Source organism: Massilia sp. 9096 (assembly GCF_000745265.1).
Lineage (GTDB): Bacteria > Pseudomonadota > Gammaproteobacteria > Burkholderiales > Burkholderiaceae_D > Telluria.
This window is the reverse complement of the sequence record NZ_JQNN01000001.1, coordinates 3,521,984-3,546,886: the sequence shown is the minus strand read 5'-3', so window position 1 is coordinate 3,546,886 and position 24,903 is coordinate 3,521,984. Positions and strand designations below refer to the sequence as shown.

The following is a 24,903-nucleotide window of genomic DNA, read 5'->3' as shown; positions in this document are numbered from 1 at the left end:
GGGGGAACGACATTGATGTTCAGTCGTGCTCTTCGTCGTCGCCTTCGCGCGACGGCAGCTTCTCGACCAGCAGTACGTGAATCTGGCGCGCGTCGGCGCGCAGCACCTCGAAACGCAGGTTGTCCAGTTCGAACACCTCGCCCTTGTGCGGCATGCGGCCCAGGTGGCTCGCGACCAGGCCGCCGACGGTGTCGACGTCGTCTTCCGGCAGGTTGGCGCCGATCTCTTCGTTGAACTGCTCGATTTCGGTGAGCGCCTTGACGCGCCAGCGCGGGCCGAGCTGGCCTTCCTTGATCGACAGGATGTTGTCCTCTTCCTCATCGAAGTCGTATTCGTCCTCGATGTCGCCGACGATCTGTTCGAGCACGTCCTCGATCGTGATCAGGCCGGCCACGCCGCTGTACTCGTCGACGACGATGGCCATGTGGTTGTGGTTGGCGCGGAAGTCGCGCAGCAGCACGTTCAGGCGCTTCGATTCGGGGATGAAGATCGCCGGGCGCAGCATGTCGCGCACGTCGAACGATTCCTCGGCATAGTAGCGCAGCAGGTCCTTGGCCAGCAGGATGCCGACCACCTTGTCGCGTTCGCCCTCGATGGCGGGGAAGCGCGAGTGCGCGGTCTCGAGCACGATCGGCAGCCATTCCTCGATCGGCTTGGTGATGTCGATGACGTCCATCTGCGAACGCGGGACCATGATGTCGCGCACCGACAGGTCGGATACCTGGAACACGCCTTCGATCATGGAGAGCGCGTCGGCGTCGATGAGGTTGCGTTCATGGGCGTCGTGCAGCACTTCCAGCAGCTCGGCGCGATTTTCGGGCTCGGGGGAGATCAGTGCGGTCAGCCGTTCGAACAGCGACCGGTGAGTTTTGACGTCCGATCGGACGTCGGCAGGGTGCTCGGGCATAGTTGGCGTGAAGCCGTTGTTACGATGGGCATTAGGATACACCAAAAGCTGGAATGCCCGATTTTTATGCAACTTATGCGATGTGTACGCCAACGCACACGGTGTTATTCTATCGTTGTTAATTCGCTACTAAGGAGCAAGCAATGCCCGCCTTGAACGTGAACGGTACCACCACCAACCTCGATGTCCCCGACGATACCGCCCTTTTGTGGGCCATCCGCGACGTGCTCGGTTTGACCGGCACCAAATTTGGCTGCGGCATGGCCTTGTGCGGGGCCTGTACCGTGCACCTCGACGGCCAGCCGATCCGCTCCTGCGTCACTCCGGTGTCGGCGGCGGTCGGCAAGAAGATCGTGACCATCGAGGCGATCGGCAACGATCCGGTCGGCGCCAAGGTGCAAAGCGCATGGCGCCAGATCGACGTGGTGCAGTGCGGCTACTGCCAGTCGGGCCAGATCATGTCGGCCACGGCGCTGCTGCAGGCCAAACCCAAGCCGACCGACGCCGACATCGACGGCGCCATGGCGGGCAACATCTGCCGCTGCGGCACCTATGGCCGTATCCGCAACGCGATCAAGATCGCCGCCGGCCTGCCGACGCCGACCGTGGCGCCCGCCGCCGAACCGGCCGCAACCCGCAAAAGCTGACTCCAGGAGCGCACATGGACCACATGACCGATGACAAAGCCAAGGTATCGAATTCACGCCGCACGCTGCTGAAGGCCGGCGCCGCCGCCGGTGGCGGCCTGCTGTTCGGCTTCACGCTGTTCGGCTGCGACCGCAAGCAGGGCGAGGAAGCCGGGCGCAAGCAAAAGCCGTCCGAGACCGCGGTCGGCCAGGCCGCGACCAACGCCACCGGCGAGGCGCCGGGCCTGGCGCACGACGCCTTCATCCGCATCGACCGCGACGGCATCGTCACCCTGATCATCCACAAGGTCGAGATGGGGCAGGGCACCTTCACCTCGATGCCGATGCTGCTGGCCGAGGAACTCGGCGCCGACCTGTCCAAGGTGAAGCTGGAGCAGGCCCCGGCCGACAACTCGCTGTACGCCGACCCGCTGCTGGGCGGCCAGGTGACCGGCGGCTCGACCTCGGTGCGCGGCGCCTACGTGCCGCTGCGTACGGCCGGCGCGATGGTGCGCACGGTGCTGGTCCAGGCCGCGGCGCAGAACTGGAACGTCAAGCCGGAAGAGCTGACGGTGGTGGCCGGCACGGTGCGCCACGCGGGCAGCAACCGCTCGGCCAATTTCGGCGAACTGGTCGACGCGGCGTCCAAGCTGAACTTCCCGAAGACCGTCAAGCTCAAGGACAACGCCGACTTCGCCCTGGTCGGCAAGTCGACCAAGCGCCTCGATTCGCCGGCCAAGACCAACGGGTCGGCGCTGTTCGGCATCGACGCCAAGCTGCCCAACATGGGCATCGCGGCGGTCGCGGCGTCGCCGGTGATGGGCGGGAAGCTGGCCGCGGTCGACGAGCAGAAGGCGATGGCGGTCAAGGGCGTGCGCCAGGTGCTGCGCCTCGACGGCGCGGTGGCGGTGGTGGCGGACAACTTCTGGGCCGCCAAGCAGGGCCTGGCGGCGGCCGCGCCGCGCTTCGACGACGGCGCCAACGCCAACCTGACCCTGGCCGGTATCGTGGCCGACATGGACAAGGCCTCGCAGACCAGCGGCGCGGTCGCGACCAACAAGGGCGACGCGCTCAAGACGCTGGCGGCGCAGGACAACGGCCGCCGCATCGACGCCGTCTACGAGCTGCCCTTCCTCGCGCACGCGACCATGGAACCGATGAACTGCACGGTCGACCTGCGCCAGGATGGCTGCGACCTGTGGGTCGGCACCCAGGTACCGGCGCTGGCCCAGGGCGCCGCCGCCAAGCTGACCGGTCTGCCGGTCGAGAAGGTCAAGGTGCACAATTTCTACCTGGGCGGCGGCTTCGGGCGGCGCCTGGAAGTCGACTACGTGATCCAGGCGGTGCAGTTCGCCAAGCTGGCCAAGGGCCCGCTGAAGGTCATCTGGACGCGCGAGGAAGACATCCAGCACGACATGTACCGCCCCTATTATTACGACCGCCTGTCGGCCAAGCTGGACAACAAGGGCATGCCGACCGCCTGGTTCCACCGCGTGACCGGCTCGTCGATCATGGCGCGCTTCGCGCCGCCGATGGTCAAGAACGGCGTCGATCCGGACGCGGTCGAGGCCGCGGCCGACATCCCGTACACGATCCCCGACATGCGCGTCGAATACGTGCGCCATGAGCCGCCCGGCCTGGCCACCGCGTTCTGGCGCGGCGTCGGCCCGACCCACAACGTGTTCGTGGTCGAGAGCTTCATGGACGAACTGGCCTACGCGGCCAAGGCCGACCCGGTCGCGTTCCGCCGCTCGATGCTGCAGAAATCGCCGCGCACGCTGGCGGTGCTGAACCTGGCGGCCGAGAAGGCGGGCTGGGGCAAGCCGCTCAAACCGATCGCCGGACGCAAGGTCGGGCGCGGCGTGTCCTGCCAGTTCGCGTTCGGCAGCTACATGGCGCAGGTGGCCGAAGTGTCGGTCGGCGCGGACGGCGAGGTGCAGCTGCACCGCGTGGTCTGCGCGGTCGACTGCGGCCAGAACATCAACCCGGACACCATCGTCGCGCAGATGGAAGGCGGGATCGTGTTCGGCGCCAGCGCCGCGCTGTGGGACCAGGTCACCGTCGACAAGGGCCGGGTCCAGCAGAACAACTTCAACGACTACCGCGTCATGCGCATCAACGAGGCGCCGGTCATCGAGGTCCACATCGTCAACAGCCACGACGACCCGGGCGGCATCGGCGAGCCGGGCACCGCGGGTTCGGCCCCGGCGATCGCCAACGCGGTGTTCGCGGCGACCGGCAAGCGCATCCGCAAGCTGCCGATCGGGGACCAGCTGAAAAAGGCGTGACGGACATGACGTAAAAAAAGGGGCTGCGGCCCCTTTTTTCATGCGTCGACGGTTTCAGTCCTCCGCGTACGGATCCGGATAGCGCAGCGCTTCCATGATGTCGCGCTCGAGCTGCTCCATCTCCTCGGCTTCCTCGTCGTCCTCGTGGTCGAAGCCCTGCGCGTGCAGCACCCCGTGCACCACCAGGTGGGCGGCGTGCTCCTCGACGGTCTTCTTCTGCTCATGGGCTTCGCGCTGCAGCACGTCGGTGCACAGGACGATGTCGGCGCAGGTAGGCTCGTCCTCGCCGATCTCGGCGCCTTCGTTGTAGGCGAAGGTCAGCACGTTGGTCGCATAGTCCTTGCCGCGGTAGTCGCGGTTCAGGGTCTGGCCCTCGGCCGCGTCGACGAAGCGCACCGCCAGCTCGGCCGGGCCGAGCAGGGAGGCCTGCACCCAGCGCTCGACCATCTCGGGCGTGATCGTGGACTCGAGGCGCGCGTCCGGGTACTGGACGTCGAGTTCGAGCTTATGCTTTTTTTCGGACATTTCGTGCTGCCGGTTTGTTGGCCACGCCGGGCAGGGCGCCCAGCTCCTGCATCGACGCGGACTGTTCGTAGGCGTCGACGATGCGCGCGACCATCGGATGGCGCACCACGTCGGCGCTCGAGAAGTGAGTAAAGGCGATCCCACGCACGTCTTTGAGGACGTGCAGCGCGTCGACCAGGCCGCTGCGCTGGGTCTTGTGCAGGTCGACCTGGGTGACGTCGCCGGTGACCACGGCCTTGCTGCCGAAGCCGATGCGAGTCAGGAACATCTTCATCTGCTCGGGCGTCGTGTTCTGGGCTTCGTCCAGGATCACGAAGGCGTGGTTCAGCGTGCGACCGCGCATGAAGGCCAGCGGCGCGATCTCGATCACGCCCTTTTCGAACAGCTTCTGGGTGCGGTCGAAACCGAGCAGGTCGTACAGCGCGTCGTACAGCGGACGCAGGTAAGGGTCGACCTTCTGGGCGAAGTCGCCCGGCAGGAAGCCGAGGCGCTCGCCGGCTTCCACCGCCGGACGGGTCAGGATGATGCGCTTGACCGCGTCGCGTTCCAGCGCGTCGACTGCGCACGCCACCGCCAGGTAGGTCTTGCCGGTGCCGGCAGGGCCGACGCCGAAAGCGATGTCGTGCTCCAGCACCGCCTTGAGGTACTGGATCTGGTGCGGCGTGCGGCCACGCAGGTCGGCGCGGCGGGTCTTGAGCGCCGGGCTGACCAGCTCCTCCTCGCCGGCCTCGGCGTCGCCGTCCTCGGCCTTGGCGGCTTCCTCGGTGGCTTGCGCGCCAGGCTCCTTCTGCAGCGCGGCGGGGGCCTCGGCGGGCTTCGGTTTCAGGCCGGCGCGCTGTTCGACCAGCGCGAGCTGCACTTCCTCGATCGGCACGACCTTGTCGGCCACCGCGTAGAAGCGCTCGAGCAGTTCGACCGCACGCTCGGCATTGCTGCCGCTGACGATGAATTTTTCTCCGCGGCGGAAGATCGTCACGTCGAGCGCGGCCGAAATCTGGCGCAGGTTCTCGTCGAGCGGACCGCAGAGGTGGGCGAGCCGCGTGTTATCGAGCGGCTCGGGAATGAAATACGAAGGCTGGGTAGGCGTCTGGGTTTTCAACTGGCTTTGGCAATCGTATCAAGGCTGGCGACCAGGTCGCCGCGCAGGGTGTAATCCAGGCTCTCGGTGATGCGCACGTCGACCAGCTGGCCGATCAGCGACTCGCCGAGCTCGCCCGGGGCGAAATTGACGACGCGGTTGTTCTCGGTGCGGCCGGCGAGCTCGGGTTTGCCATCGCTGGTCTGGCCCTTCTTGGACGGGCCTTCGACCAGGATGCGCTGGACGCTGCCGACCATCTCCGCGCTGATCTTGCGGGTGTTGGCGTCGATCTTGGCCTGGAAGCGCTGCAGGCGCGCCAGCTTGACCTCGTGCGGCGTATCGTCCTCGAGGTTGGCGGCCGGCGTGCCGGGGCGCTTGCTGAAGATGAAGGAAAAGCTGTTGTCGAAGCCGACGTCGTCGACCAGCTTCATCATCGCTTCGAAATCGGCATCGGTCTCGCCCGGGAAGCCGACGATGAAGTCGGAGGAGATCGAGATGTCCGGGCGCACCGCCTTGATGCGGCGGATGATCGACTTGTATTCGAGCGCCGTGTAGCCGCGCTTCATGGCTTGCAGGATGCGGTCCGAGCCGTGCTGCACCGGCAGGTACAGGTGGTTCACCAGCTGCGGGATCCTGGCGTAGGCGTCGATCAGGCGCTGGGTGAATTCCTTCGGGTGGCTGGTGACGAAGCGCAGGCGCTCGATGCCGGGGATCTCGGCCACGTATTCGAGCAGCAGGGCGAAATCCGCCACGTCGCCGCTTTCCATCGTGCCGCGGTAGGCGTTGACGTTCTGCCCGAGCAGCATGATCTCCTTGACGCCCTGGGCGGCCAGGCCTGCGACTTCGGTCAGGACGTCCTCGAATCGGCGCGAGACTTCCTCGCCGCGCGTGTAGGGCACCACGCAGTAGCTGCAGTACTTGCTGCAGCCTTCCATGATCGAGACGTAGGCCACCGGGCCATCGACCTTGGCCGGGGGCAGGTGGTCGAACTTCTCGATTTCGGGGAAGGTGATGTCGACCTGGGCCGAACCGGAGTTGCGGCGCGCCTCGATCATCTGCGGCAGGCGGTGCAAAGTTTGCGGGCCGAACACCACGTCGACGTAGGGCGCGCGCTTGACGATCGCTTCGCCTTCCTGCGACGCAACGCAGCCGCCGACGCCGATGACCAGGCCCGGCTTGTCGCGCTTGAGTTCTTTCAGGCGGCCGAGGTCGGAAAAGACCTTCTCCTGCGCCTTTTCACGAACCGAGCAGGTGTTGAGCAGGATGACGTCGGCATCCTCCGGCCTGTCGGTGCGTACCAGGCCGTCGGATGCGCCGAGCACGTCCGCCATCTTGTCCGAGTCGTACTCGTTCATTTGGCAGCCGAAGGTCTTGATGAATACTTTTTTCTGCATGGAGTGCGATGGGTTGAATGCGGGGAGTTTAACGTAAATCGTGGAAAGCACCGGAAAAGGCGGTGCGCAGACGAATTACGATACCTTAAGGAATCATTAATTTCTACTGCTTAATTTTTGATACAGTCGGTTACATTGTTAAATCTTGAATTCGCATTGCCAACTGTTATCTTGACTATTGCCAACGCGGTGGCAATCTGTTTCTTCTTGTAAATCAATAAGTTCTTGCCGCAAGGCGATTGCAAAATGTGTTCAAAAAAACTCTTGCGTGCGCCACAATCTGTCACCATGTGCTGAAATGCTTATGTGACAAGCTTTCCACGCGTTAGCTTGATTTCGACCAACAATTTCTGTGCTCTGGTCGAGGTTCGGAACCTCGTATGAGTTTGATAATTTGTTCGAAAGACAAGTACGTAAAGGGAAGTGAGTTTGGAAGCGTACGTAGTCCGGAGGCTGCTGTCGCGAATCCGGGAACTTAAGTTGACGAAATTTAGTCTTTAAACAAGTTCGTAAAGAACTATTTTAACCACACACGAGGAAATCATGGCACATCACGCTCTGTCATCACAGGAAAGCTACAACCCCAACCACCTGCTCGACATTCTGCTCGGCAAAATGCAGCTGAAGAACGACGCCGCGCTGTCGCGCATGCTGGAAGTCGCTCCGCCGGTGATCAGCAAGATCCGCCACCATCGTCTGCCGGTCGGCGCTTCGCTGCTGATCCGCATGCACGAAGTCACCGGCATGAGCATCCGCGACCTGCGCGACCTGATGGGCGATCGCCGCACCAAGTACCGCCTGTCCGATGCCCAGGGCCGCCCGAAGCCCGAAGAAAAAGCTGCCAAGGAAGCCGCAGCTGCTGCAGCCGCCCAACAGCAAGCCCAGCAACCGCAGCAGAACAACGAGGCATCGTCGAAGTCCGGCAATTATGCGCACTGATGCCGTTGGCATGACAGCCGGTCCTGTCATGCCTGCGGCTCGACCCGGCAGCCCGGCGCGTGTTTTCGAACGCCCCGGCTGCCGTCAGCGAGACCCCGGACGGCCCTGGCCGCACCGGGGTCTTCGCAACTCTTCCTTTTGATCCGCCCCTGCCGTCGGTTCAGGCCATCAGGACCGCCGACATCTCCGTAAACTGCACTTCTGTCTCCCGGAACAAGTGCAGGTAAGCTTCTTCATTGAGTCCCATGGCATCCCAGGCGATGCTGGCGATGCGCGGTACGCCTTCGTTTTCCTCGCCGGCGACATCGAGCGCATGCACGACCGCATTGGCGACGTGTACGATCGCCGCAAGAAAACCTGCGCCGAGCGAATCCGGTGCATGGTGATATGCAATTGCCTGGCGCATCGTATCGGAAAAATTCCACTGCTCGGCCAGCGCGACGCCTGCCTCCACGTGATCGACCCCGAGCACCGCACGCTCGGCATCCAGCCATTCCTTGTCCTCGCGCGCGCGCAAGGCGACGACTTCGCCGTAGGCTTGCGGATCGGCCGTCACGAGCACGAGCCGGCCGATGTCATGCAGCAAGCCGGCCGTGAAGGCGACGTCCTGGTTGAAGCGTATGCGCCGCGCCAGGGCGCGTGCGCAGGCGGCGGTCGCGATCGAATGGCGCGAGAAGGCCCTGTCGTTGAAACCGGGACAGGTCCCACTCGGAAAACAGCCGGTCAGGGCGGCCGCGGTGATCAGGTTGCGTGTGGTCTGGAAGCCGAGATACGTGATCGCCTGCTGGATCGTGGTGACTTTCACCTGCAAGCCATACGATGAGGAATTGGCCAGGCGCAGGGTCCTGGCGGTCAAGGCCTGGTCGTACGACACTTTTTTTGCCAGCACCGAGATATCGATGTCGTCCTGCTCTATGTTGCTGAGCAACTCCATGACCACCGCCGGCATCGACGGCAAGTCGCGCACGCTCTGCACAATCTGCTCCGAAGTCAGCCGGCTCATGCGCCCACCGTGCGCTGCAGGCGGTAATCTTCGACGTAGCGGCGCAGGATGCCGGTGGCCCAGTCGGCGTGGTCGTCACGCACGTTGGCGCGGAACAGGTAATCGAGGCGCGCTTGCACGGCTTGCGCATCGAAGGCCGGCGCCGTCGTACCGGACTCGGCATGGAAAATCGGCAGCGATTCGACGCCGTGGCGCGCCAGCGAGGCCAGCACGGCTTCGGTCAGCACGACGCCTTGCGCGAGCAAGACATTACCTTTGGGGTCGAGCAGCACGTCGGACAGCACCATGCCGGGGCGAGCGTCGTGCAAAGGCGTCAGCTGAATCGCTGCACTCATATTTTCCTCCTATCAATATATTTATCTTAACATTTGCCGAGGGGGCATGGCCGGGGTGGATAGTCGCTGTCCGGCAAACTGTTGTATTCTCGCTGGGTCCTGCATATCCGATGCGGGTAATGTCTTTGATCAAATAGGAATCACATGAAACTGTATTACGCTCCCGGCGCCTGCTCGCTGTCGCCGCATATCGCCTTGCTCGAAGCAGGCCTGGATTTCACGACGGAACGTGTCGACCTGCGCAACGGCCGCCAGACCGAAAGCGGCGTCGACTTCCTGACGATCAATCCGAAGGGCTATGTGCCGGCGCTGGAACTGAAGGACGGCACCGTGCTGACCGAGGGCGCCGCGATCGTGCAATTCATCGCCGACCTGGCGCCGGACCGCCGCCTGGCCCCGTCCAACGGCACGCTGGAGCGCTACCAGGTGATGGAGTGGCTGAGCTTCATTTCCGGCGAGCTGCACAAGAACTTCAGCCCGCTGTTCCGCCCGACCTCGAGCGAAGACGCGAAAGACGCCGCGCGCACCAACCTGCGTACCCGCTTCGCTTACGTCGCCGGCAAGCTGGCAGAGCGCGACTACCTGATGGGCTCGCAATTCACGGTGGCCGACGCCTATCTGTTTACGGTGCTGAGCTGGGCCGCGTTCGTGCAATTCGACCTGTCCGACTGGCCGGTGCTGGGCGCCTACCAGCAACGCGTCGCGGCGCGTCCGGCGGTGCAGCAGGCGCTGCGCGCCGAGGGCTTGCTTAAATAAAGCCTGGTCAAATAAGCGCGTCGACAAGCGCTTACAAAAATAGACGCGCATGGTGTGCCGTGCGCCGATTCGGTGCGCTACCATGCGCAGCATGACTAGCAAACGCTACATTGCTCTGCTGAGAGGCGTCAACGTTGGCCGCGCGAAACGCATCGCGATGGCCGACTTGCGCAAGCTCGTCGCCGACCTCGGGTACGGCGACGTGCGCAGCGTGCTGAACAGCGGCAACCTGGTGTTCAGCGGCCCGGCCCGGCCATACGACACGGTCGGAACCGAGATCGAAGACACCCTGGTGCTCAAGCTGGGCGTCGCGGCGCGCGTCCTGGTGCTCGACGCCGGCGAGCTGGACGGCATCATCGGCGGCAATCCCTTGCTCGAGCAGGCGCACGACCATGCGCGCCTCTTGACCTTCATCGTATCCAGGCCCGAGCACCGTCAATCGATCGCCGCCCTGTGCGCGCTGGACTGGGGTCCCGGGGCGGTGGCGCTGGGCGAACGCGCCGCCTACGTCTGGTGTCCGGACGGCATCCTCGACAGCGCCGCCGCCGCCGCCCTGGGCAAGCAGCTGGGCGACGCCACCACGTCGCGCAATTGGTCCACCTTGCTCAAGCTGCAAACCTTATGCGCGGAAGGTGCGGGCTGAAGTTTTATCGCCATAACCTTGATTTCCGGCGACATCCCCCTATCTGTATAAGATCACGGCGCGGCCGTATCCCTTCAGGCGCCTTCGCAGCAGCGAACTCACGAGCCTTTTCCGCTGACTCGGCACGCTCACTCGAATTTTTCACTGCTGTCCCGGCTCACCCGATAGCCGATCAGGATCACGCCGACCAGCATCATCGCCAGCACATCAGGCTCGGGTAATTCGGACCTCATGGCCGGCATCCCGGCCGAATCGATGCGGCTTGCCGCCGGCGGCTTGTCCATGCCGGACGCATGGGCCGGCTCGCCAAGGCTGAGATCGATCGCAGCGGCCTGGGCGGCCCCGTGCATCGACATACCGAACAAGAGACTGAGTGTTGCCGCAAGTGCGTATCGTTTCACGGTCGTTCCTTCACGCGTCCGAGGCGTTCAAGCCAACCCGGTCTGTAACCGAGAGTAACCAAGCGGGTGCTACCGAATCCAATTTAGAATAGCAAAAACGCGGTGCGAATCGCGCCCGTTATGTCGACTTGAATCAGCATAATTGGCTGGAAAAATTAATATTTATGACATGCGAAAAGCGCAATTAATTGATCGATTGTCTATTGGTTTGTTGATAAATGGTGTCTTTTTTCTTTGGTTAGAGTGGGCTAAATTATTGATTTTGCAAGAAAAAGCGATGCCTTTTTGCTTACTGATGTGGTAGTGCGAAATTTTTTCTGCGCACGGTATACACCTCTCTTTTCTTTGGGCGTATAGTCTCCATATCCTTATTGCCTTAGGGCATCAAAAGAATAACAAACGCACACGTTTGAACCCATCGCGGTTAATCACACCGCCGCCTTTCGCGTCCAACCGGCACTTCGGAAGGCCACGCAAGAATCAACGCAGTTTCCCGCACATTTCGTTTTTGTAGAGTACCGATATGCCGAACTTTGCCCGACTTCAAATTGCCTTCAAGAATGTTTACGTTCGAATCTTGACCGCCGTGGTGTTAGGCATGCTGACCGGTTGGGCCATTTATAAAGCCGACATCCCGCAGGACCCGGCTCCGGTCGTGCATTCGCAAAACATCGCCGAGATCACCCAGCTGGCCGCGCAAAAGGATCGCCTGGATTATCTGCTGGTGGCCAAGCCCCTGTCCGACGCGCCGCGCTACATCTTCAAGTTCAAGGGTGCGCCGCAGCTGCACGTGGTGAAAGTGCCGAGCACCTCGCACCTGTCGCTCGAGCGCGAAGTCCTGCTGAAGAACGCGATCCCGTATTCGATCGCCAAGGACGACTACCTGGCGTCCCACAAGGCCGTGATGGAAGAAGAAAACGAAGGCTTCGGCGCCGATACGCTCGAATTCCTGAAGCGCCACGGCCTGGAACTGCTGATCGGCGGCCTGATCCTGTATTCGATGAAATTCGGTATCCCGGGCATGGGCATGAGCGCCCAGATGATCTCGCCGGACAAGCTGAAGGGTTCGATGGACGACCTGATCGGCATGGAAGACATCAAGCAGGAAGTGCTGCACCTGGAAGACATGATCCGCAACCGCGAGCTCTATAAAGAGCACAACATCGACAAGCCGTTCAACGTCATGCTGACCGGTCCGGCCGGTACCGGTAAAACCAAGCTGGTCGGCTACCTGGCCAAGCGCCTCGACATCCCGCTGATCCAGGCGTCCGGTTCGGCGCTGGAATCGGGCTACGTCGGCGGCGGTTCGAAAGCCCTGAACGCGCTGTATCGCAAGGCTTCCAGCAAGGGCCGCTGCATCATCTTCCTGGACGAAGCGCAAAGCCTGTTCATGCCGCGCGGCCGCAGCGAAAAGAAATGGGAAGACGATACCGCCAACACCCTGCTGGGCCTGCTGGACGGCGTCAAGAGCGACAAGGGCCAGGGCGTGATCTGGGTGGTGGCTTCGAACTTCGACGATGCCTCGACCGAAATGGACGAAGCGATGCTGCGCCGCTTCTCGGTCAAGATCAACTTCCGCCTGCCGAATAAAGCCGAGCGCCGCGAACTGCTGCGCAGCTTCTTGTCCCGCAAGAAGGAAGGCCTGGTCGACTACGACGACCTCGACCTCGACCAGGTGGCCGAGATCACCCAGAACCTCAGCCCGGCGCTGCTGGAATCGGTGGTCGAGCGCGCATCGATGCTGTCGATCCAGGAAAAGGTCATCATCAATACCGACCTGCTGTTCCGCGCCTACGAGCGCGCCACGATCGGCCTGACCGACCGCGCCACTACTGCCGAGAAGCACAAGCAGCGCGAGCGCATCGCGGTGCATGAGCTGGGTCACTTCTTCATGCAGATCGACCCGTTCCTGCGCGCCGGCATGAGCCTGGCCGAGGTGAAGGAAAAATCGCACCTGCTCAAGATCAGCACCGAAGCCGTGTCGAAGATCGGCGCGCTGGGCTACGTGCTGCAGTCGGGTGACGACATGTCGCTGCGTACGCTGGAAGAGCTGGAGCGCGACGTGATCGGCCTGTACGGCGGCGTCGCGGCGGAAGAGCTGTTCTACGGCGCCCGCGGCATCTCGGTCGGCAGCCAGAACGACATCGAGAAGATCACCAAGATGCTGAACCTGATGGTCGGCCGCCTGTCGATGTACTCGCGCGCCAAGATCGACTACAGCCAGCTGGCCAACGATGCCTCCGGCGAGCACACGCTGCGCCAGGTGGAAGAGAAGTCGGATGAGCTCTACAGCTACACGCTGGACGCGATCCGCGACTACAAGGACGTGATCGTCGCGCTGAAGGACACGCTGCTCGACCAGTACGTGCTGTCCAAGGACGCCGTGTTCGAACTGCTGGAAGCGCACAAGGACATCTTCATGGACGGCCTGCAGGCGCCGCGCCACGTCAGCCTGACGCTGTGCACCGAAGCCGAAGAGGCGGCGGCATAAGTTTTGGTGCTTGTTTGATGGATCCCGGGCCTGGCCCGGGTTGATGGGGCGGACAGCGATGTCCGCCTTTTTTTATCTCAGTGCTGGGGCGACAGCATCGGCCGCAGCAAGCCGTCCGCCTCCTGCAGCCAGCGGGTGGCGATGCGCAGCAGGCGCTCATCGGCGCCGCCTTCGTTGCCGCCCTCGAAGCCATCGGCCGCAGCCTGGTCGAGCGGTGGGAAGACCGCAACGCTCGGTCCCGGCTGCACCGGCTGCGCGCCCAGCGCGCCGGGCGCCTCGAGCCTGGCCGCCACCGCGTCCAGCTCGGGCGCCAGCGCACGCGCGCGCGCCTGCACCGCGTGCGCGTGCGCGAGGGCGGCATGGCCTGTCGAGCCATGGCTGACCACCAGGTTGTAAAAATGGCGCACGCAAAAGGCGATGCGCGCGAGCTGGCGCAACTGCTGGCGGTGGCCGTCGCTGGCCCCGGGGTAGGCCGGATGGGTGACCGGGCCGAGCGTCTGGCGCAACGCCTGCAGCTTGCGGTCGAGGTCGCGCACCGGCAGGTACAGCGGCTTGGGCTCGCCATCCTCGAGCGCTGCGGCAAGCAGGTGGCCGGCCGCGTGCAGCAGGTCGGCGCCCTTGCTGTCCGATTCGTCCTGGGTGTGCACCGGCAGCACCAGGTGCGCCGCCAGCACCGCGCTGACGCCGCCGGCGGTCGTCTCGCCCAGGCGCAGCAGCAGCAGGCTGGCGCTGTCCATGCCCATCAATTCCCACAGCATGGCCAGCATCGCGGTCAGCATCATCGTATACAGGTTCTGCACGCCCTTGAAGGCATAGAAGCCGATCGCGACGAACAGGAACAGCAGCGCCAGTTCGCCGGCCTGGCTGCCCTGGACGACCTGTACGCACACCACGCCGATGCACAAGCCGGCCAGCGAGGCCAGCACCTGGCGCCAGGCACTGGAGAAGGTCTGCCCGACCGTGGCCGCGCGCGTGAACACGATAAAGGCGGAAAACACCGCCCAGTACCAGTGCTGGGGCGCAGTCAGGTGGCCGATCAGCAGCGCGGCCAGGGCGGCGGCGGCGGCCTGCAGCGCGCGCCGGGTGGTGTCGTCGAACATGCTGCTGCCCTTGCCGCCCTCCATCTTGGCCGTCGTCGGGGCCGACTGCTGCGCTTGCTGCGGCTTGTGCTCGTCGCCCATCGCCGGCAGCGGCGCGCGCCATGGCGGCGACGATGTCAGCACGCGCGCCGCCTGGCCGAGGCGCCAGCGCGCATCGTCGGGCAGGGTCGGGGGGAGAGCCGCTTCCCAGGCGCGCGCGTCGAGCGGCTGCGCTTGCCTGGCGCTGGCCGCTTCGAGCGCGCGCAGCGCGGCCGCCAGCGCCCGGCGCGCGGCCGGGTCGTCGTGCAGGCTGCGCGCGACGTCGGCGATGGTTTCCGCGGCCAGCTCGCAGCGCAGCACCTGTTCGCGCAAGCGCTTGCCGTCGCCATCCTCGCGGCCCTGGGTGAAGCCGGCCAGGCGCGTGTCAAGCGCGAGAGACTGGGCGTTCAGCGCAGCCAGGTGGGCGTCGATGCGCTTTTGGCTGGCCTTGTCGGCCCGGCTGCTTTTGGCGCCGGCGTCGAGCCAGCGCGCCAGATCATGCAGCAGCGCGGCGATGCGGGCGCGGTAGGCGTGGACTTCGCCGTGCAGCACGCGGCCCGGGCGCTCGGGCACCAGCCAGAAATGCACCGCGTAGCCGATTGCGCAGCCGATGAACACGAACACCGGATCCCACAGCATCTTGTCGGGCGGCGTCTTGAACAGCAGCGCAAAGAAAAAGGACTGGTAGGCGATGACGCCCAGGCCGCCGCCGCGCGGACCGAAGCGGCGCATCTGGAAGGCGCCGAAGATGGTCAGCAGGAACAGCGCGCCGCTCAGCCAGGGGTTCTCGGCGACCAGCGTGCCGACGATCAGCGCGGCGCTGGCCAGCACCGGCACCCAGGCCATGGTCTCCTTTTGCTGGCTGCGGCCGGGGTCCTGCATGGCCACCACGGCGATCATCGGCACCACGATGCCGCACAGCGACAGCTTGTATTCCAGGTCGAACTGACGGGTAATGAGCAGGAACACGCCTGCGCTGACCAGCGCCGTGAGCAACGCGCGCAGGGCGCTCCTGAAGCGGTCGCGCGCGGGATCGGAGGCGATCAGGCGGTCCAGCAGGTAACGGATCAAGTCAGGGTTTCGGTCGCTCATGGGGTTGGACCCGGCGCACGAAGCCACGATGGCATGGAGCGACACGGCGCGGGCACGGCAGTGGCTGAACAGTGACTGTACAAGATGCGGCCAAGCCGGCTCGCACGCCTGCGCGCCGGCGTGCGCGACCGGCGCCGGCTCGGTACATGCTCAGTGCGCGCGCGCCGTCATCCCGGCCAGCACGTGGCGCGCCATGCTGTGCGCCAGCTCGTCCTCGCCGACGAACACGGCGCCGCCGGTGTCCTCGCGCAGCAGGCGCGCTTCTTCCTGGTTGTGGCTGCGCACCACGACGCGGATGCCGGGGTTGAGCGCGCGCGCGGTCTCGACCATCGCACGGACCTGGAAGGTGTCGGGCGTGGCGATCACCAGCATCGACGCGCGCGCGATGTGGGCCTGGATCAGCACCGCCGGCTCGGCCGCGTTGCCGGCCACCGCCGGCTGGCCGCGCCGGCGCAGGTCCTCGACGATCTCGCGGTTCTGTTCGGCCACCACCACGTGCACGCCTTGCCGGGCCAGCTCGCCGGCCAGGTATCGGCCGACGCGGCCGAAGCCGACCAGCACCACCTGGCCGCTCAGCTGTTCGTGCGGCACGCTGGTCGGGAGTTCGGCCAGCGGGTCGGGCGCGCGCGTGAGCCCGCGCGGGGGCGCGAGGCGCGCCTGGAGCAGCGCCTCCAGTGGCGCGACCAGCTTGAACATCAGCGGGTTGACGGCGATCGAGATGATGGCGCCGGCCAGGATCAGGTTCTGGCCCAGCGCCGGCAGCAGCCCGAGCGACATCCCCAGCGCCGCCAGGATGAACGAGAACTCGCCGATCTGCGCCAGGCTGGCCGACACCGTGAGCGCCGTGCCGACCGGGTAGCGCAGTACCAGCACAAGGATGAAGGCCGCCAGCGATTTGCCGAACAGGATGACGGCGACCACGCCCAGCACCTCGAGCGGATGGTCGACCAGCACACGCGGATCGAACAGCATGCCGACCGAGACGAAGAACAGCACCGAGAATGCATCGCGCAGCGGCAGCGTCTCTTCGGCGGCGCGGTGGCTGAGTTCCGATTCGCGCAGCACCATGCCGGCAAAAAAGGCGCCCAGTGCGAACGACACGCCGAACAGATGCGAGGAACCGTAGGCGATGCCGACCGCGGCGGCGACCACGGCCAGCGTGAACAGCTCGCGCGATCCGGTTTTCGCGACGCGCCACAGGAACCACGGGAACAGCTTGCGCCCGACCAGCAGCATCAGCGCGACGAAGGCGCCGACCGACAGCAGCGTTTTACCCAGCGCCAGCCAGAGCGAGCCGCCGTGCGCATCGTCGCCGTTGTGTCCGCCCAGCGGCCCCGCCAGCGCCGGCAGCAGCACCAGCACCAGTACGGTGACGAGGTCCTCGACCACCAGCCAGCCCACCGCGATGCGGCCGTTGAACGAGTCGAGCTGGCCGCGGTCTTCCAGCGCGCGCAGCAGCACGACGGTGCTGGCCACCGACAGCGCCAGCCCGAACACCAATCCCGCGCCCAGGCTCCACCCCCACAGGTGGGACAAAGCGATGCCCATCAGCGTCGCCACCACGATCTGCAGCACGGCGCCGGGCAGGGCGATGCCTTTCACCTCCATCAGGTCGTCGAGCGAAAAATGCAGGCCGACGCCGAACATCAGCAGCATCACGCCGATCTCGGCCAGCTGCGAGGCGAGGGCGACGTCGGCCACGAAGCCGGGCGTGGCGGGGCCGATCAGCACGCCGGCGGCGAGATAGCCGACCAGCGCCGGCAGGCGAATCCGCACGGCGAGCATGCCGAACAGCAGGCCAAAGCCGAGGGCGGCGGCGATGGTGGTGATCAGGCTGATATTTTCATGCATGCGGTGTGGCCTCATTGTCAATACGTGAAGCCCAGTATACAGGACGCACTCCGCCACGCCGCCACGCGGATGCTGCGCGACAAACTCATCCAGCCTGGGCTAGCATGGGAACATGCAGCCCACGTCCAACCGTCAACACAGCGCCAAGGAAGCCGAGCTGCGCCAGTCGAAACGGCTGGCGCTGTCGTTTTTCCTTGGCGCCGCGCTGTTGTTCGTCGCGTCGCTGGCCTGGTCGGCGCATGATCCGGCCAATTGGTGGATCGGCCTGCTCAAAGCCTTCGCCGAGGCGGCCATGGTCGGCGCGCTGGCCGACTGGTTCGCGGTCGCCGCGCTGTTCCGGCGCATCCCGATCCCGTTCGTCTCGCGCCACACCGAGATCATCCCGGCCAACAAGGCGCGCATCGCCGACAACCTGGCCGCCTTCGTGCACGAGAAATTCCTCGACACCGAATCGATCATCAAGCTGATCCAGCGCCACGACCCGGCGCAGAAGGTGGCCGACTGGCTGGTCCAGCCCGAGAATGCCGAGCGCCTGGGCAGCTACCTGGTGCGCGTCGGCGGCTGGGCGCTCGACTTCATCGAAGACGCCGCCGTGCAGAATTTCGTCCGCCGCGCCGTGCACACGATGATTCAAGGGGTCGACCTGTCCAAGACTGTCGGTACGATCCTGGAGGGCGTGACGCGCAACGGCCGCCACCAGCAGCTGCTCGACGAGGGCATCGCCCAACTGGCCAAGCTGCTCGCCAACGAGGAAACGCAAGCCTTCATCGCCCAGGGCATCGTCGACTGGCTGCGCGAGGAGTACGCGTTCATGGAGCGCATGCTGCCCTCCGAGATGATCGGCAGGAAGGGCGCGGACATCACGGTCAAGCTGGCCTCGGGCATCCTGGACCGCGTCAGCGCCGACCCCGGGCATCCGCTGCGCCAGCGCTTCGATGCCTTCACCCACGAATTCATCGAGCGCCTGAAGGTCGACCCCGAGTTCATCGGGAAGGGCGAGGACGTCAAGCGCTACCTGATCGGCGACGAGACGCTGAACGGCTACCTCGGCTCGCTGTGGAGCGACTTGAAGGCGTGGCTGAAGATGGACCTGGAAAAGGACGACTCGCAGCTGCGCACGCGCCTGGTCGCGAGCGGCGCCTGGATCGGGCGCATGCTGGCCGAGGATCCGCAACTGCGCGCCTCGCTCAACCAGAACCTGGAACTGGCGGCGCGCAGCGCGGCGCCCGAGTTCGCGGGCTTCCTGACCGGCCACATCGCCGAGACGGTCAAGAACTGGGACAGCACGGAGATGTCGCACCAGGTGGAACTCAACATCGGCAAGGACTTGCAGTACATTCGCATCAACGGCACCGTGGTCGGCGGGCTGATCGGGGTGGTGCTGTACCTGCTCTCCAGCTTGCCGCGGCTCTTATAACACCATCGACAGGGGAAGCTCATGGACAAGGCACTCAGCGTACAAGGATGGAACGGGCCGGACGAATCGCCCGCGAGCCAGGCTGCGCAGGGCGCGCCGGACGACGCGCTGCTGCCGGGCCGCGACCTGTTCGAGGTCGCGCGCTACCTGGCGCCGATCGAAGCGCGCCTGGCCCAGGGCTGCCTGGAGGCGTCCGGCATCCCGGCCGTGCTGGCCGACGATCAGCTGGTGCAGGCCAACATGCTGTGGGCGCCGGCGCTGGGCGGGGTGCGCGTGCTGGTGCCGCAGGATTTCGTCCAGCAGGCCGAGGCGGTGCTGGCGGCGCTGGGGCGCGGCGAGTTCGAACTCGGCGACGACGCCGACGTGGGCAGACCCGCCTAGGCTCAAGCCGACAGCTCGCGCATCACCTTGATCAGGTCCGACTTGCCCTCGAAGCCGATGCCCGGCAGGTCCGGCATCGTGATGAAGCCATTCTCGACCTTGACGCCGTCCGGGAAGCCGCCTCCGAGATGAAATTTTTCGTGCTGGTCGTGCGTCACGGCTCGCTGGCCGCGGCCGCGCGTGCCCTCGACCTGACCCCGGCACGACCATCGCGCCGATCGTCTCCGCGTTCGCCAGGCGCTACCCGCAGGTCGAGGTGCAGATGGAAGTCGCCGACCGCCCGGTCGACCTGGCCGAAAACGGGTTCGACCTGGCGATCCGCTTCGGCGCTTTGCCCGTTAAACGGCTGGCGGCGCGGCGCGTGATGAGCAACCGGCGCTTCCTGTGCGCCTCGCCGCTGTACCTGCAGCGTCACGGCGCGCCCGAAACGCTGGACGACCTGGCGCGCCACCAGTGCATCGTGCACCGCCAGAACGACGAGGCACACGGCGTCTGGCGCTTCGAGGACGGCGAGGTGGTCAAGGTGCGCGGCGCGCTGTCGAGCAACGACGGCGACATCGTGCTCGGCTGGGCGCTGGACGGCCACGGCATCCTGGTACGCTCGGAATGGGACCTGGCCAAGTACGTCGAAAGCGGCAGGTTGAAGATCGTGCTGCCGCAGCATGCGCTGCCCTCGGCCGACCTGTTCGTCTACTACCTCAGCCGGCGCAACCTGGCCGCGCGCGCGCGCGTTCATCGATTTTTTGGCCGAACACTTCGGCCAGGCGGCTGACCCGGCTTAGCTTTCCATCGAGATCTCGGCGACCTTGCCGGCCGCGTCGAAGCGCACGCTGACGACGTACTCGGTGACCTCGCCGGGCAGGGTGAAGTCGAAGTGTTCCAGGTCGTCGGGCCCGCCCCAGTGCTCGCGCAGGACCAGCGCATCGAGCACATCGCCTGGATGGGGGCGCGGGGTCTTCACATGCTGCTGCCAGTAGTCGGCGTCGAGTTCTTCGAGGTGGAAGGCGACGAACATGGCGACGCCCGAGTCCTCGTCCTCCATGTCGAAGCCGTTCTTGATGGCCTGGCGCGCGGCGGCTTCGCGGCGTGCGGCTTCTGCTGTGGTGTCGGTCATGGTCTGCTCCAGTATGAAATCGGCAAATATATTGGCATACTGGACGATACCGGGAAAGGCCGACGCCGTCCCGCGACGGTGTACGTACGATGCGCCGCCAACACAACCATCACGGAAACCCAAGTGCCGAACGTTCGTCGCATCTCCGCCGCCATCGCCCTGTTGGCGGCTTCCTGCAGCGCCCTGGTGTCTGCAGCTCCCGCACAAGACCGCACCATCGAAACCCTGCAAAAAATCTCCGACGCCGCCGGGCCGCCGGGTTTCGAAGAACCGGTACGCGCCGTGCTGGTCGACATGATGAAGCCGCTGGCGCAGTCGCTGCGCTACGATGGCATGGGGTCGATCATCGCGACCCAGGGCACGAGCGGCCCGCGCATCATGGTCGACGCCCACATGGACGAACTGGGCGGCATGGTCCGCCGTATCACGCCGAACGGCCTGCTGACCATGCAGATGCTGGGCGGCTGGCTCGACCAGGCGCTGGTCGACAAGCGCTGGGTCATCATCGGCAAGAAGGGACCGGTGAAAGCCGTGACCGGCATCCGCGACATCCACGTCGTGCCGGCCGAGGAACGCACCAAGGTCTTCCCGCGCGACATGCTGTACCTGGACGTCGGCGCCCGCACCGAGGCCGAAGTGCGCGCGCTCGGCATCGAACCGGGCGATCCGATCGTCCCGGACGCGCCGTTCGAGGTGCTCAACGGCACCCAGAACTACCTGGGCAAAGGCTGGGACGACCGCGTCGGCTGCGCCGTGGTGGTCGAGGCGATGCGCCGCCTGGCCAGCGAAGGCCACCCCAACCAGATCAGCTGGGTGATCACGACCCAGGAAGAGATCGGCCTGCGCGGCGCCCACACGGCGGCCGACGTGGTCAAGCCGGACATCGGCATCGCGATCGAAGGCGGCATCACCGGCGACGTCTACCCGGGCCGCCCGGAAGAGACGCAAGCCAAGCTCGGCGCCGGTCCCGGCTTCTTCCTGTACGACACCTCGACCATCCCGAATCGCAAGATGGTCGCGTTCGTGAAGCAGACCGCGGCCGAGCGCAAGCTGCCGCTGCAGGCCGACCTGGTGCAGGGCTACGGCGACGACTCGGCCGAGATCCAGAAGAGCAACGGCGGCGTGCCGACCGTGAACCTGGTGGTGCCGATCCGCTACACGCATGCGTTCAACGGCATCCTGAATCGCCAGGACTTCGATCAGATGGTCGACCTGGTGGTCTCGATGATCAAGAAGCTGGATGCGAACGAGGTGAAGCGGATTCGCGACTTCGCGCCGGACGGGCGCTGATTCGTCGTGGCGTCAAGCCGCAGACGCCCGTGCCTGCGGCTTGACGTCTCATTCGCCGGGCTCGGCGAACCAGGGACCGTCGCTCAAGCGCTCGCGCACGAACTCGATGAAGCGCTGGGTTTTCGCGGGCAGTAGCCGGGTCTCGGTGACGGCATAGATCGGCACCGGTTTGCCATGCCAATGGGTCAGTATGCGGCGCAGCCGTCCCGCAGCCAGGTCGTCCGCGACGATTGCGTGCGGCATCATGACGATGCCCTGATCCAATGTGGCCAAACGCCGTATCAATCCCGCGTTATTGATGGTGAAGCGGCTTCCCACCGCGACCTGTACCGTTGTCACGCCATCGTCCAGGGTCCAGCTCCCGTTGCCGGGCATGCTCAGGCACTGGTGCCCGGCCAGGCCGTCCGGCGCGGCCGGCTCGCCATGGCGCAGCAAATAAGCGGGCGAAGCGTACAGGCACGGTGGCCACGATGCCAGGCGGCGTGCGATGAGGTGCGGCTGCTGCGGTTCTCCGATCCTGATGGCCACGTCGAACGGTTCGCTGGCCAGATTGACCTGGCGCGGCGTGAGATCGAAGTCGAAGATGAGGTCGGGATAGCGCGCGGCGAATTCGGCGATAAGCGATGCCATGTAGGTGGCTGCGAAATCGACCGGCAGCGACGCCCGTAACACGCCGCTGGGCTGGGCCAGCATGCCGTCGAGTTCTTCATGGGCGATTCTGGCTTCGTCGACGATCCGCTTGCAGCGCTCGAAGTAAATCTGTCCCGCTTCAGTCAGCTCGACTTTACGTGTCGTGCGCTGTAGCAGCCGCAGGCCGATCGCTTTCTCGAGCGCGCCGATGCGTCGCGAAACCGTCGAGTTCGGCATGTTCAATACCTGCGCGGCGGCGCGAAAGCCCTTGGCTTTGACGACCTCGACAAATAGAGCCATATCCTTCAGCAACTCCATGATTGCTCCATTTTTGCATCAGTGTTCTTCAAATAACAGGCTTTATCCCACCGCATAAGCAGTCCATCATACTGCAATGGAATGACACGGGAGGCGATATGAAACGCAATACAGAGTTGACTTGGCATCTGGCCGCGCCGGGCGCATTCAAGGGAAAAAAGGCCGCAATCGTCGGCGGAACGGGCGGTATCGGCCGCGCACTGAGCCGCCAGCTGGCTGTGTTTGGCGCCCAGGTCGTGGTGGTGGGGCAGACTTTTCGGGACGAAGGGCTCGCCGGTGTCGAATTCGTAAAAGCCGACCTCAGCCTGATGCGCGAAGCCCGGCGCATCGCTCCTTACCTGCAGGCAGAATCGCTCGACTTTCTGATCTTCACGAACGGCATCATCGCGGCTCCACAACGCGAGGAAACCGACGAGGGCATCGAGCGCGACATGGCGATCAGCTACCTGAGCCGCCTGGTCATCCTCGACGCGATCGCGCCGGTCTTGGGGGCGCGGCGCGGTAAGGCAGCCGCGAAGCCGCGCGTCTTCGTCATGGGCTACCCCGGCACCAACGCGATCGGCGCCATCGACGACCTGAATGCGGAACGCGCTTACAAGGCGATGTCGGTGCATATGAATACGGTGGCCGGCAACGAGGCGCTGGTGCTCGACTTCGCGCGGCGTTACCCGGGGCTCGGGTTTTTCGGGCTCAATCCCGGACTGGTCAAGACGAATATCCGGGACAACCTGTTCGGCAAGGGCAGCCTGAAGTCGGCCGTCGCCGAAACGCTGATCGGCCTGTTCACGCCGACCGCAGAGACCTACGCCCGCCGCATCCTGCCCTTGCTGTCCAGCCCGGATATCGAAAGGCACAGCGGTGCGATGTTCGATCGCAAGGGACATGCGATCATGCCATCCGAGGCGCTGACGCGCGATTACATCGCCCGCTTCATGCGCGGCTCCGAGGCGTTGATCGCGCGCGCCGGCGCCGTGCCGGCATCGGCCCGAGATCGGGGAGGCTAATTGAGCGCCGGTAAACGCAGACGGCCTGACACGCAATGGTCAGGCCGTCTGGTATATCTGGTGGTGATAGGTGGACTTGAACCACCGACCCTAGCATTATGAATGCTATGCTCTAACCAACTGAGCTATATCACCGACACGTGAGCGTCGAAAACAAAATGGCTTAGCTGTGGGAGCCAAGCCATCTCGCTTGAATCTTGGTGGTGATAGGTGGACTTGAACCACCGACCCTAGCATTATGAATGCTATGCTCTAACCAACTGAGCTATATCACCAGAACGGGAAGCATTATGCCGTCCGATCTCCGAGGTGTCAAGGCTACCCGCAGTGGATCGGTTTGTCCAGTGCTTGCAAACTCTGCAAGTGCGCCAGCATCTGCCCGGCCGGGTCCTGTCCCAGGCAATCGATGACGATGCGCTCCGGCATCGAACGCAGCCAGGTCAGCTGGCGCTTGGCCAGCTGGCGCGTCGCCGCGATGCCGGTCTCGCGCAGCGCCTTGCGGTCGATCGCGCCATCCAGGTATTCCCACGACTGGCGGTAGCCGACGCAGCGCATCGACGGCAAATTCGGCGACAGGTCTCCACGTGCGCGCAGGCGCGCGACCTCGGCGACGATGCCGATCTCGTCGCTCTGGCCCAGCATCGCATCGAAACGCTGGGCGATGCGCGCATGCAGCACGGCGCGATCCGACGGTTCCAATGCGAACGAGACCAGTTCGAACGGCAGCACGGGTTTGTCGCGCTTGGCCAGCAGCTCCGACATCGGCTTGCCCGACAGCGCGATGATTTCCAGCGCGCGGTTGATGCGCTGGGCGTCGTTCGGCGCCAGCCGGTCGGCTGTGGCGGGGTCGAGCGTGCGCAGCTTGGCGTGCATGCCGGGCCAGCCGATGCGTGCGGCTTCTTCTTCGATCGCGGCGCGCACGCCCGCATCCGCGGTCGGCAAATCGTCCAGGCCGTCGACCAGCCCCTTGAAATACATCATCGTGCCGCCGACCAGCAGCGCCAGCTTGCCGCGCGCCGCGATCTCGGCGACCAGTCGGATCGCGTCCTCGCGGAACTGCATCACCGAATACGCGTCGAGCGGGTCGATGATGTCGATCAGGTGGTGCGGCACGGCCGCCAGCTCTTCGGCGGTCGGCTTGGCGGTGCCGATGTCCATCTCGCGGTAGACCAGGGCCGAGTCGACCGAGATGATCTCGACCGGCATCGCCTGGGCGATCGCCAGGGCGGCGGCGGTCTTGCCGGACGCGGTCGGGCCCATGATGGCCACGGCCATCGGTTTGTGTTGCGAATTCATATTTTG

General features: G+C 64.9%; 22 protein-coding genes, 2 tRNA genes and 2 pseudogenes. 11 read left to right on the top strand and 15 right to left on the bottom strand.

Annotation, left to right across the window (positions count from 1 at the left end; translation table 11 throughout):
- Window positions 1-19: 19 nt before the first annotated feature.
- On the bottom strand, window positions 20-907 hold the full coding sequence (locus FA90_RS15185) for an HlyC/CorC family transporter (protein ID WP_036170046.1): 888 nt from the start codon (window positions 905-907) through the stop codon (window positions 20-22).
- 143 nt (window positions 908-1,050) lie between these two features.
- Here FA90_RS15185 and FA90_RS15180 point away from each other — a divergent pair, with 143 nt between their 5' ends.
- Window positions 1,051-1,554 (top strand): (2Fe-2S)-binding protein, encoded by a 504-nt coding sequence (locus tag FA90_RS15180; RefSeq protein ID WP_051971827.1) that lies wholly within the window; start codon window positions 1,051-1,053, stop codon window positions 1,552-1,554.
- A 23-nt stretch (window positions 1,555-1,577) separates the two neighbouring features.
- Entirely contained in the window at window positions 1,578-3,821 is a 2,244-nt protein-coding gene (locus tag FA90_RS15175; RefSeq protein WP_239700757.1) for a xanthine dehydrogenase family protein molybdopterin-binding subunit, read from the top strand.
- Window positions 3,822-3,875: 54 nt separating this feature from the next.
- On the opposite strand, the gene ybeY is transcribed toward FA90_RS15175, so the two are convergent.
- The 3 genes from ybeY to miaB are packed head-to-tail and all read right to left on the bottom strand — an operon-like array spanning window position 3,876 to window position 6,818.
- Entirely contained in the window at window positions 3,876-4,346 is a 471-nt protein-coding gene (gene ybeY / locus FA90_RS15170; RefSeq protein ID WP_036170042.1) for an rRNA maturation RNase YbeY, read from the bottom strand.
- Window positions 4,327-5,445: a PhoH family protein gene (locus FA90_RS15165; protein ID WP_036170040.1), complete on the bottom strand. Its 1,119-nt coding sequence runs from the start codon at window positions 5,443-5,445 to the stop codon at window positions 4,327-4,329. The genes ybeY and FA90_RS15165 overlap by 20 nt, the downstream gene beginning before the upstream one ends.
- Window positions 5,442-6,818, bottom strand: coding sequence for a tRNA (N6-isopentenyl adenosine(37)-C2)-methylthiotransferase MiaB (gene miaB / locus FA90_RS15160; protein WP_036170038.1), 1,377 nt, complete (start codon window positions 6,816-6,818; stop codon window positions 5,442-5,444). Before miaB ends, FA90_RS15165 begins: the two co-directional genes overlap by 4 nt.
- Window positions 6,819-7,361: 543 nt before the next feature.
- Here miaB and FA90_RS15155 point away from each other — a divergent pair.
- Window positions 7,362-7,757, top strand: coding sequence for a hypothetical protein (locus FA90_RS15155; RefSeq protein ID WP_036170036.1), 396 nt, complete (start codon window positions 7,362-7,364; stop codon window positions 7,755-7,757).
- 160 nt (window positions 7,758-7,917) lie between these two features.
- On the opposite strand, the gene FA90_RS15150 is transcribed toward FA90_RS15155, so the two are convergent.
- Both FA90_RS15150 and FA90_RS15145 read right to left on the bottom strand, forming a co-directional pair.
- A complete protein-coding gene (locus FA90_RS15150) occupies window positions 7,918-8,760 on the bottom strand; it encodes an HDOD domain-containing protein (RefSeq protein ID WP_036170034.1) in 843 nt (280 codons plus the stop codon).
- Window positions 8,757-9,095 carry a hypothetical protein gene (locus FA90_RS15145; RefSeq protein ID WP_036170032.1) on the bottom strand — a complete coding sequence of 113 codons (339 nt, stop codon included), beginning with the start codon at window positions 9,093-9,095 and terminating at the stop codon, window positions 8,757-8,759. Before FA90_RS15145 ends, FA90_RS15150 begins: the two co-directional genes overlap by 4 nt.
- Before the next feature lie 144 nt (window positions 9,096-9,239).
- On the opposite strand from FA90_RS15145, the gene gstA reads away from it, so the two are divergent.
- Window positions 9,240-9,851: a glutathione transferase GstA gene (gene gstA, locus FA90_RS15140; protein WP_036170029.1), complete on the top strand. Its 612-nt coding sequence runs from the start codon at window positions 9,240-9,242 to the stop codon at window positions 9,849-9,851.
- Window positions 9,852-9,942: 91 nt separating this feature from the next.
- Entirely contained in the window at window positions 9,943-10,494 is a 552-nt protein-coding gene (locus FA90_RS15135) for a DUF1697 domain-containing protein (protein WP_036175876.1), read from the top strand.
- A gap of 128 nt (window positions 10,495-10,622) precedes the next feature.
- On the opposite strand, the gene FA90_RS15130 is transcribed toward FA90_RS15135, so the two are convergent.
- Entirely contained in the window at window positions 10,623-10,895 is a 273-nt protein-coding gene (locus FA90_RS15130) for a hypothetical protein (RefSeq protein WP_036170027.1), read from the bottom strand.
- A 523-nt stretch (window positions 10,896-11,418) separates the two neighbouring features.
- Here FA90_RS15130 and FA90_RS15125 point away from each other — a divergent pair.
- Window positions 11,419-13,386 (top strand): AAA family ATPase, encoded by a 1,968-nt coding sequence (locus tag FA90_RS15125; RefSeq protein ID WP_036170025.1) that lies wholly within the window; start codon window positions 11,419-11,421, stop codon window positions 13,384-13,386.
- A 77-nt stretch (window positions 13,387-13,463) separates the two neighbouring features.
- Here FA90_RS15125 and FA90_RS15120 read toward each other — a convergent pair whose 3' ends face one another.
- The gene (locus FA90_RS15120) at window positions 13,464-15,596 is read right to left on the bottom strand and encodes an FUSC family protein (protein ID WP_036170023.1); all 2,133 of its coding nucleotides are present in this window, start codon (window positions 15,594-15,596) and stop codon (window positions 13,464-13,466) included.
- Between the two features lie 150 nt (window positions 15,597-15,746).
- Window positions 15,747-17,447 carry a YbaL family putative K(+) efflux transporter gene (gene ybaL / locus FA90_RS15115; RefSeq protein WP_036170021.1) on the bottom strand — a complete coding sequence of 567 codons (1,701 nt, stop codon included), beginning with the start codon at window positions 17,445-17,447 and terminating at the stop codon, window positions 15,747-15,749.
- 112 nt (window positions 17,448-17,559) lie between these two features.
- On the opposite strand from ybaL, the gene FA90_RS15110 reads away from it, so the two are divergent.
- Entirely contained in the window at window positions 17,560-18,864 is a 1,305-nt protein-coding gene (locus FA90_RS15110; protein ID WP_036170019.1) for a DUF445 domain-containing protein, read from the top strand.
- A 21-nt stretch (window positions 18,865-18,885) separates the two neighbouring features.
- Window positions 18,886-19,245 (top strand): putative signal transducing protein, encoded by a 360-nt coding sequence (locus FA90_RS15105; RefSeq protein WP_081933871.1) that lies wholly within the window; start codon window positions 18,886-18,888, stop codon window positions 19,243-19,245.
- A gap of 2 nt (window positions 19,246-19,247) precedes the next feature.
- On the opposite strand, the pseudogene FA90_RS26525 reads toward FA90_RS15105, so the two are convergent.
- Window positions 19,248-19,367, bottom strand: a pseudogene (locus FA90_RS26525) (mandelate racemase); the annotation flags it as partial.
- Window positions 19,368-19,387: 20 nt separating this feature from the next.
- On the opposite strand from FA90_RS26525, the pseudogene FA90_RS15100 reads away from it, so the two are divergent.
- A pseudogene (locus FA90_RS15100) lies at window positions 19,388-20,027 on the top strand (LysR substrate-binding domain-containing protein); the annotation flags it as partial.
- On the opposite strand, the gene FA90_RS15095 reads toward FA90_RS15100, so the two are convergent.
- The gene (locus tag FA90_RS15095; RefSeq protein ID WP_036170017.1) at window positions 20,024-20,359 is read right to left on the bottom strand and encodes a DUF2004 domain-containing protein; all 336 of its coding nucleotides are present in this window, start codon (window positions 20,357-20,359) and stop codon (window positions 20,024-20,026) included. The pseudogene FA90_RS15100 and the gene FA90_RS15095 sit on opposite strands and share 4 nt — an antisense overlap.
- 123 nt (window positions 20,360-20,482) lie before the next feature.
- Here FA90_RS15095 and FA90_RS15090 point away from each other — a divergent pair, with 123 nt between their 5' ends.
- Window positions 20,483-21,649: a M42 family metallopeptidase gene (locus FA90_RS15090; RefSeq protein ID WP_036170015.1), complete on the top strand. Its 1,167-nt coding sequence runs from the start codon at window positions 20,483-20,485 to the stop codon at window positions 21,647-21,649.
- Window positions 21,650-21,697: 48 nt separating this feature from the next.
- Here the strand turns inward: FA90_RS15090 and FA90_RS15085 are convergent, their stop codons facing one another.
- Window positions 21,698-22,597 carry a LysR family transcriptional regulator gene (locus FA90_RS15085; protein WP_036170013.1) on the bottom strand — a complete coding sequence of 300 codons (900 nt, stop codon included), beginning with the start codon at window positions 22,595-22,597 and terminating at the stop codon, window positions 21,698-21,700.
- 98 nt (window positions 22,598-22,695) lie between these two features.
- Between FA90_RS15085 and FA90_RS15080 the strand changes: the two genes are divergently transcribed.
- Window positions 22,696-23,601 (top strand): SDR family NAD(P)-dependent oxidoreductase, encoded by a 906-nt coding sequence (locus tag FA90_RS15080; protein WP_036170010.1) that lies wholly within the window; start codon window positions 22,696-22,698, stop codon window positions 23,599-23,601.
- A gap of 58 nt (window positions 23,602-23,659) precedes the next feature.
- Here FA90_RS15080 and FA90_RS15075 read toward each other — a convergent pair.
- The 3 genes from FA90_RS15075 to miaA all read right to left on the bottom strand — a co-directional run bounded on the left by FA90_RS15075 (window position 23,660) and on the right by miaA (window position 24,897).
- Window positions 23,660-23,736, bottom strand: a tRNA-Met gene (locus tag FA90_RS15075).
- 63 nt (window positions 23,737-23,799) lie between these two features.
- Window positions 23,800-23,876: transfer RNA gene (locus FA90_RS15070), tRNA-Met, on the bottom strand.
- 43 nt (window positions 23,877-23,919) lie between these two features.
- Window positions 23,920-24,897: a tRNA (adenosine(37)-N6)-dimethylallyltransferase MiaA gene (miaA, locus tag FA90_RS15065; protein ID WP_036170009.1), complete on the bottom strand. Its 978-nt coding sequence runs from the start codon at window positions 24,895-24,897 to the stop codon at window positions 23,920-23,922.
- Between the last annotated feature and the right edge of the window lie 6 nt (window positions 24,898-24,903).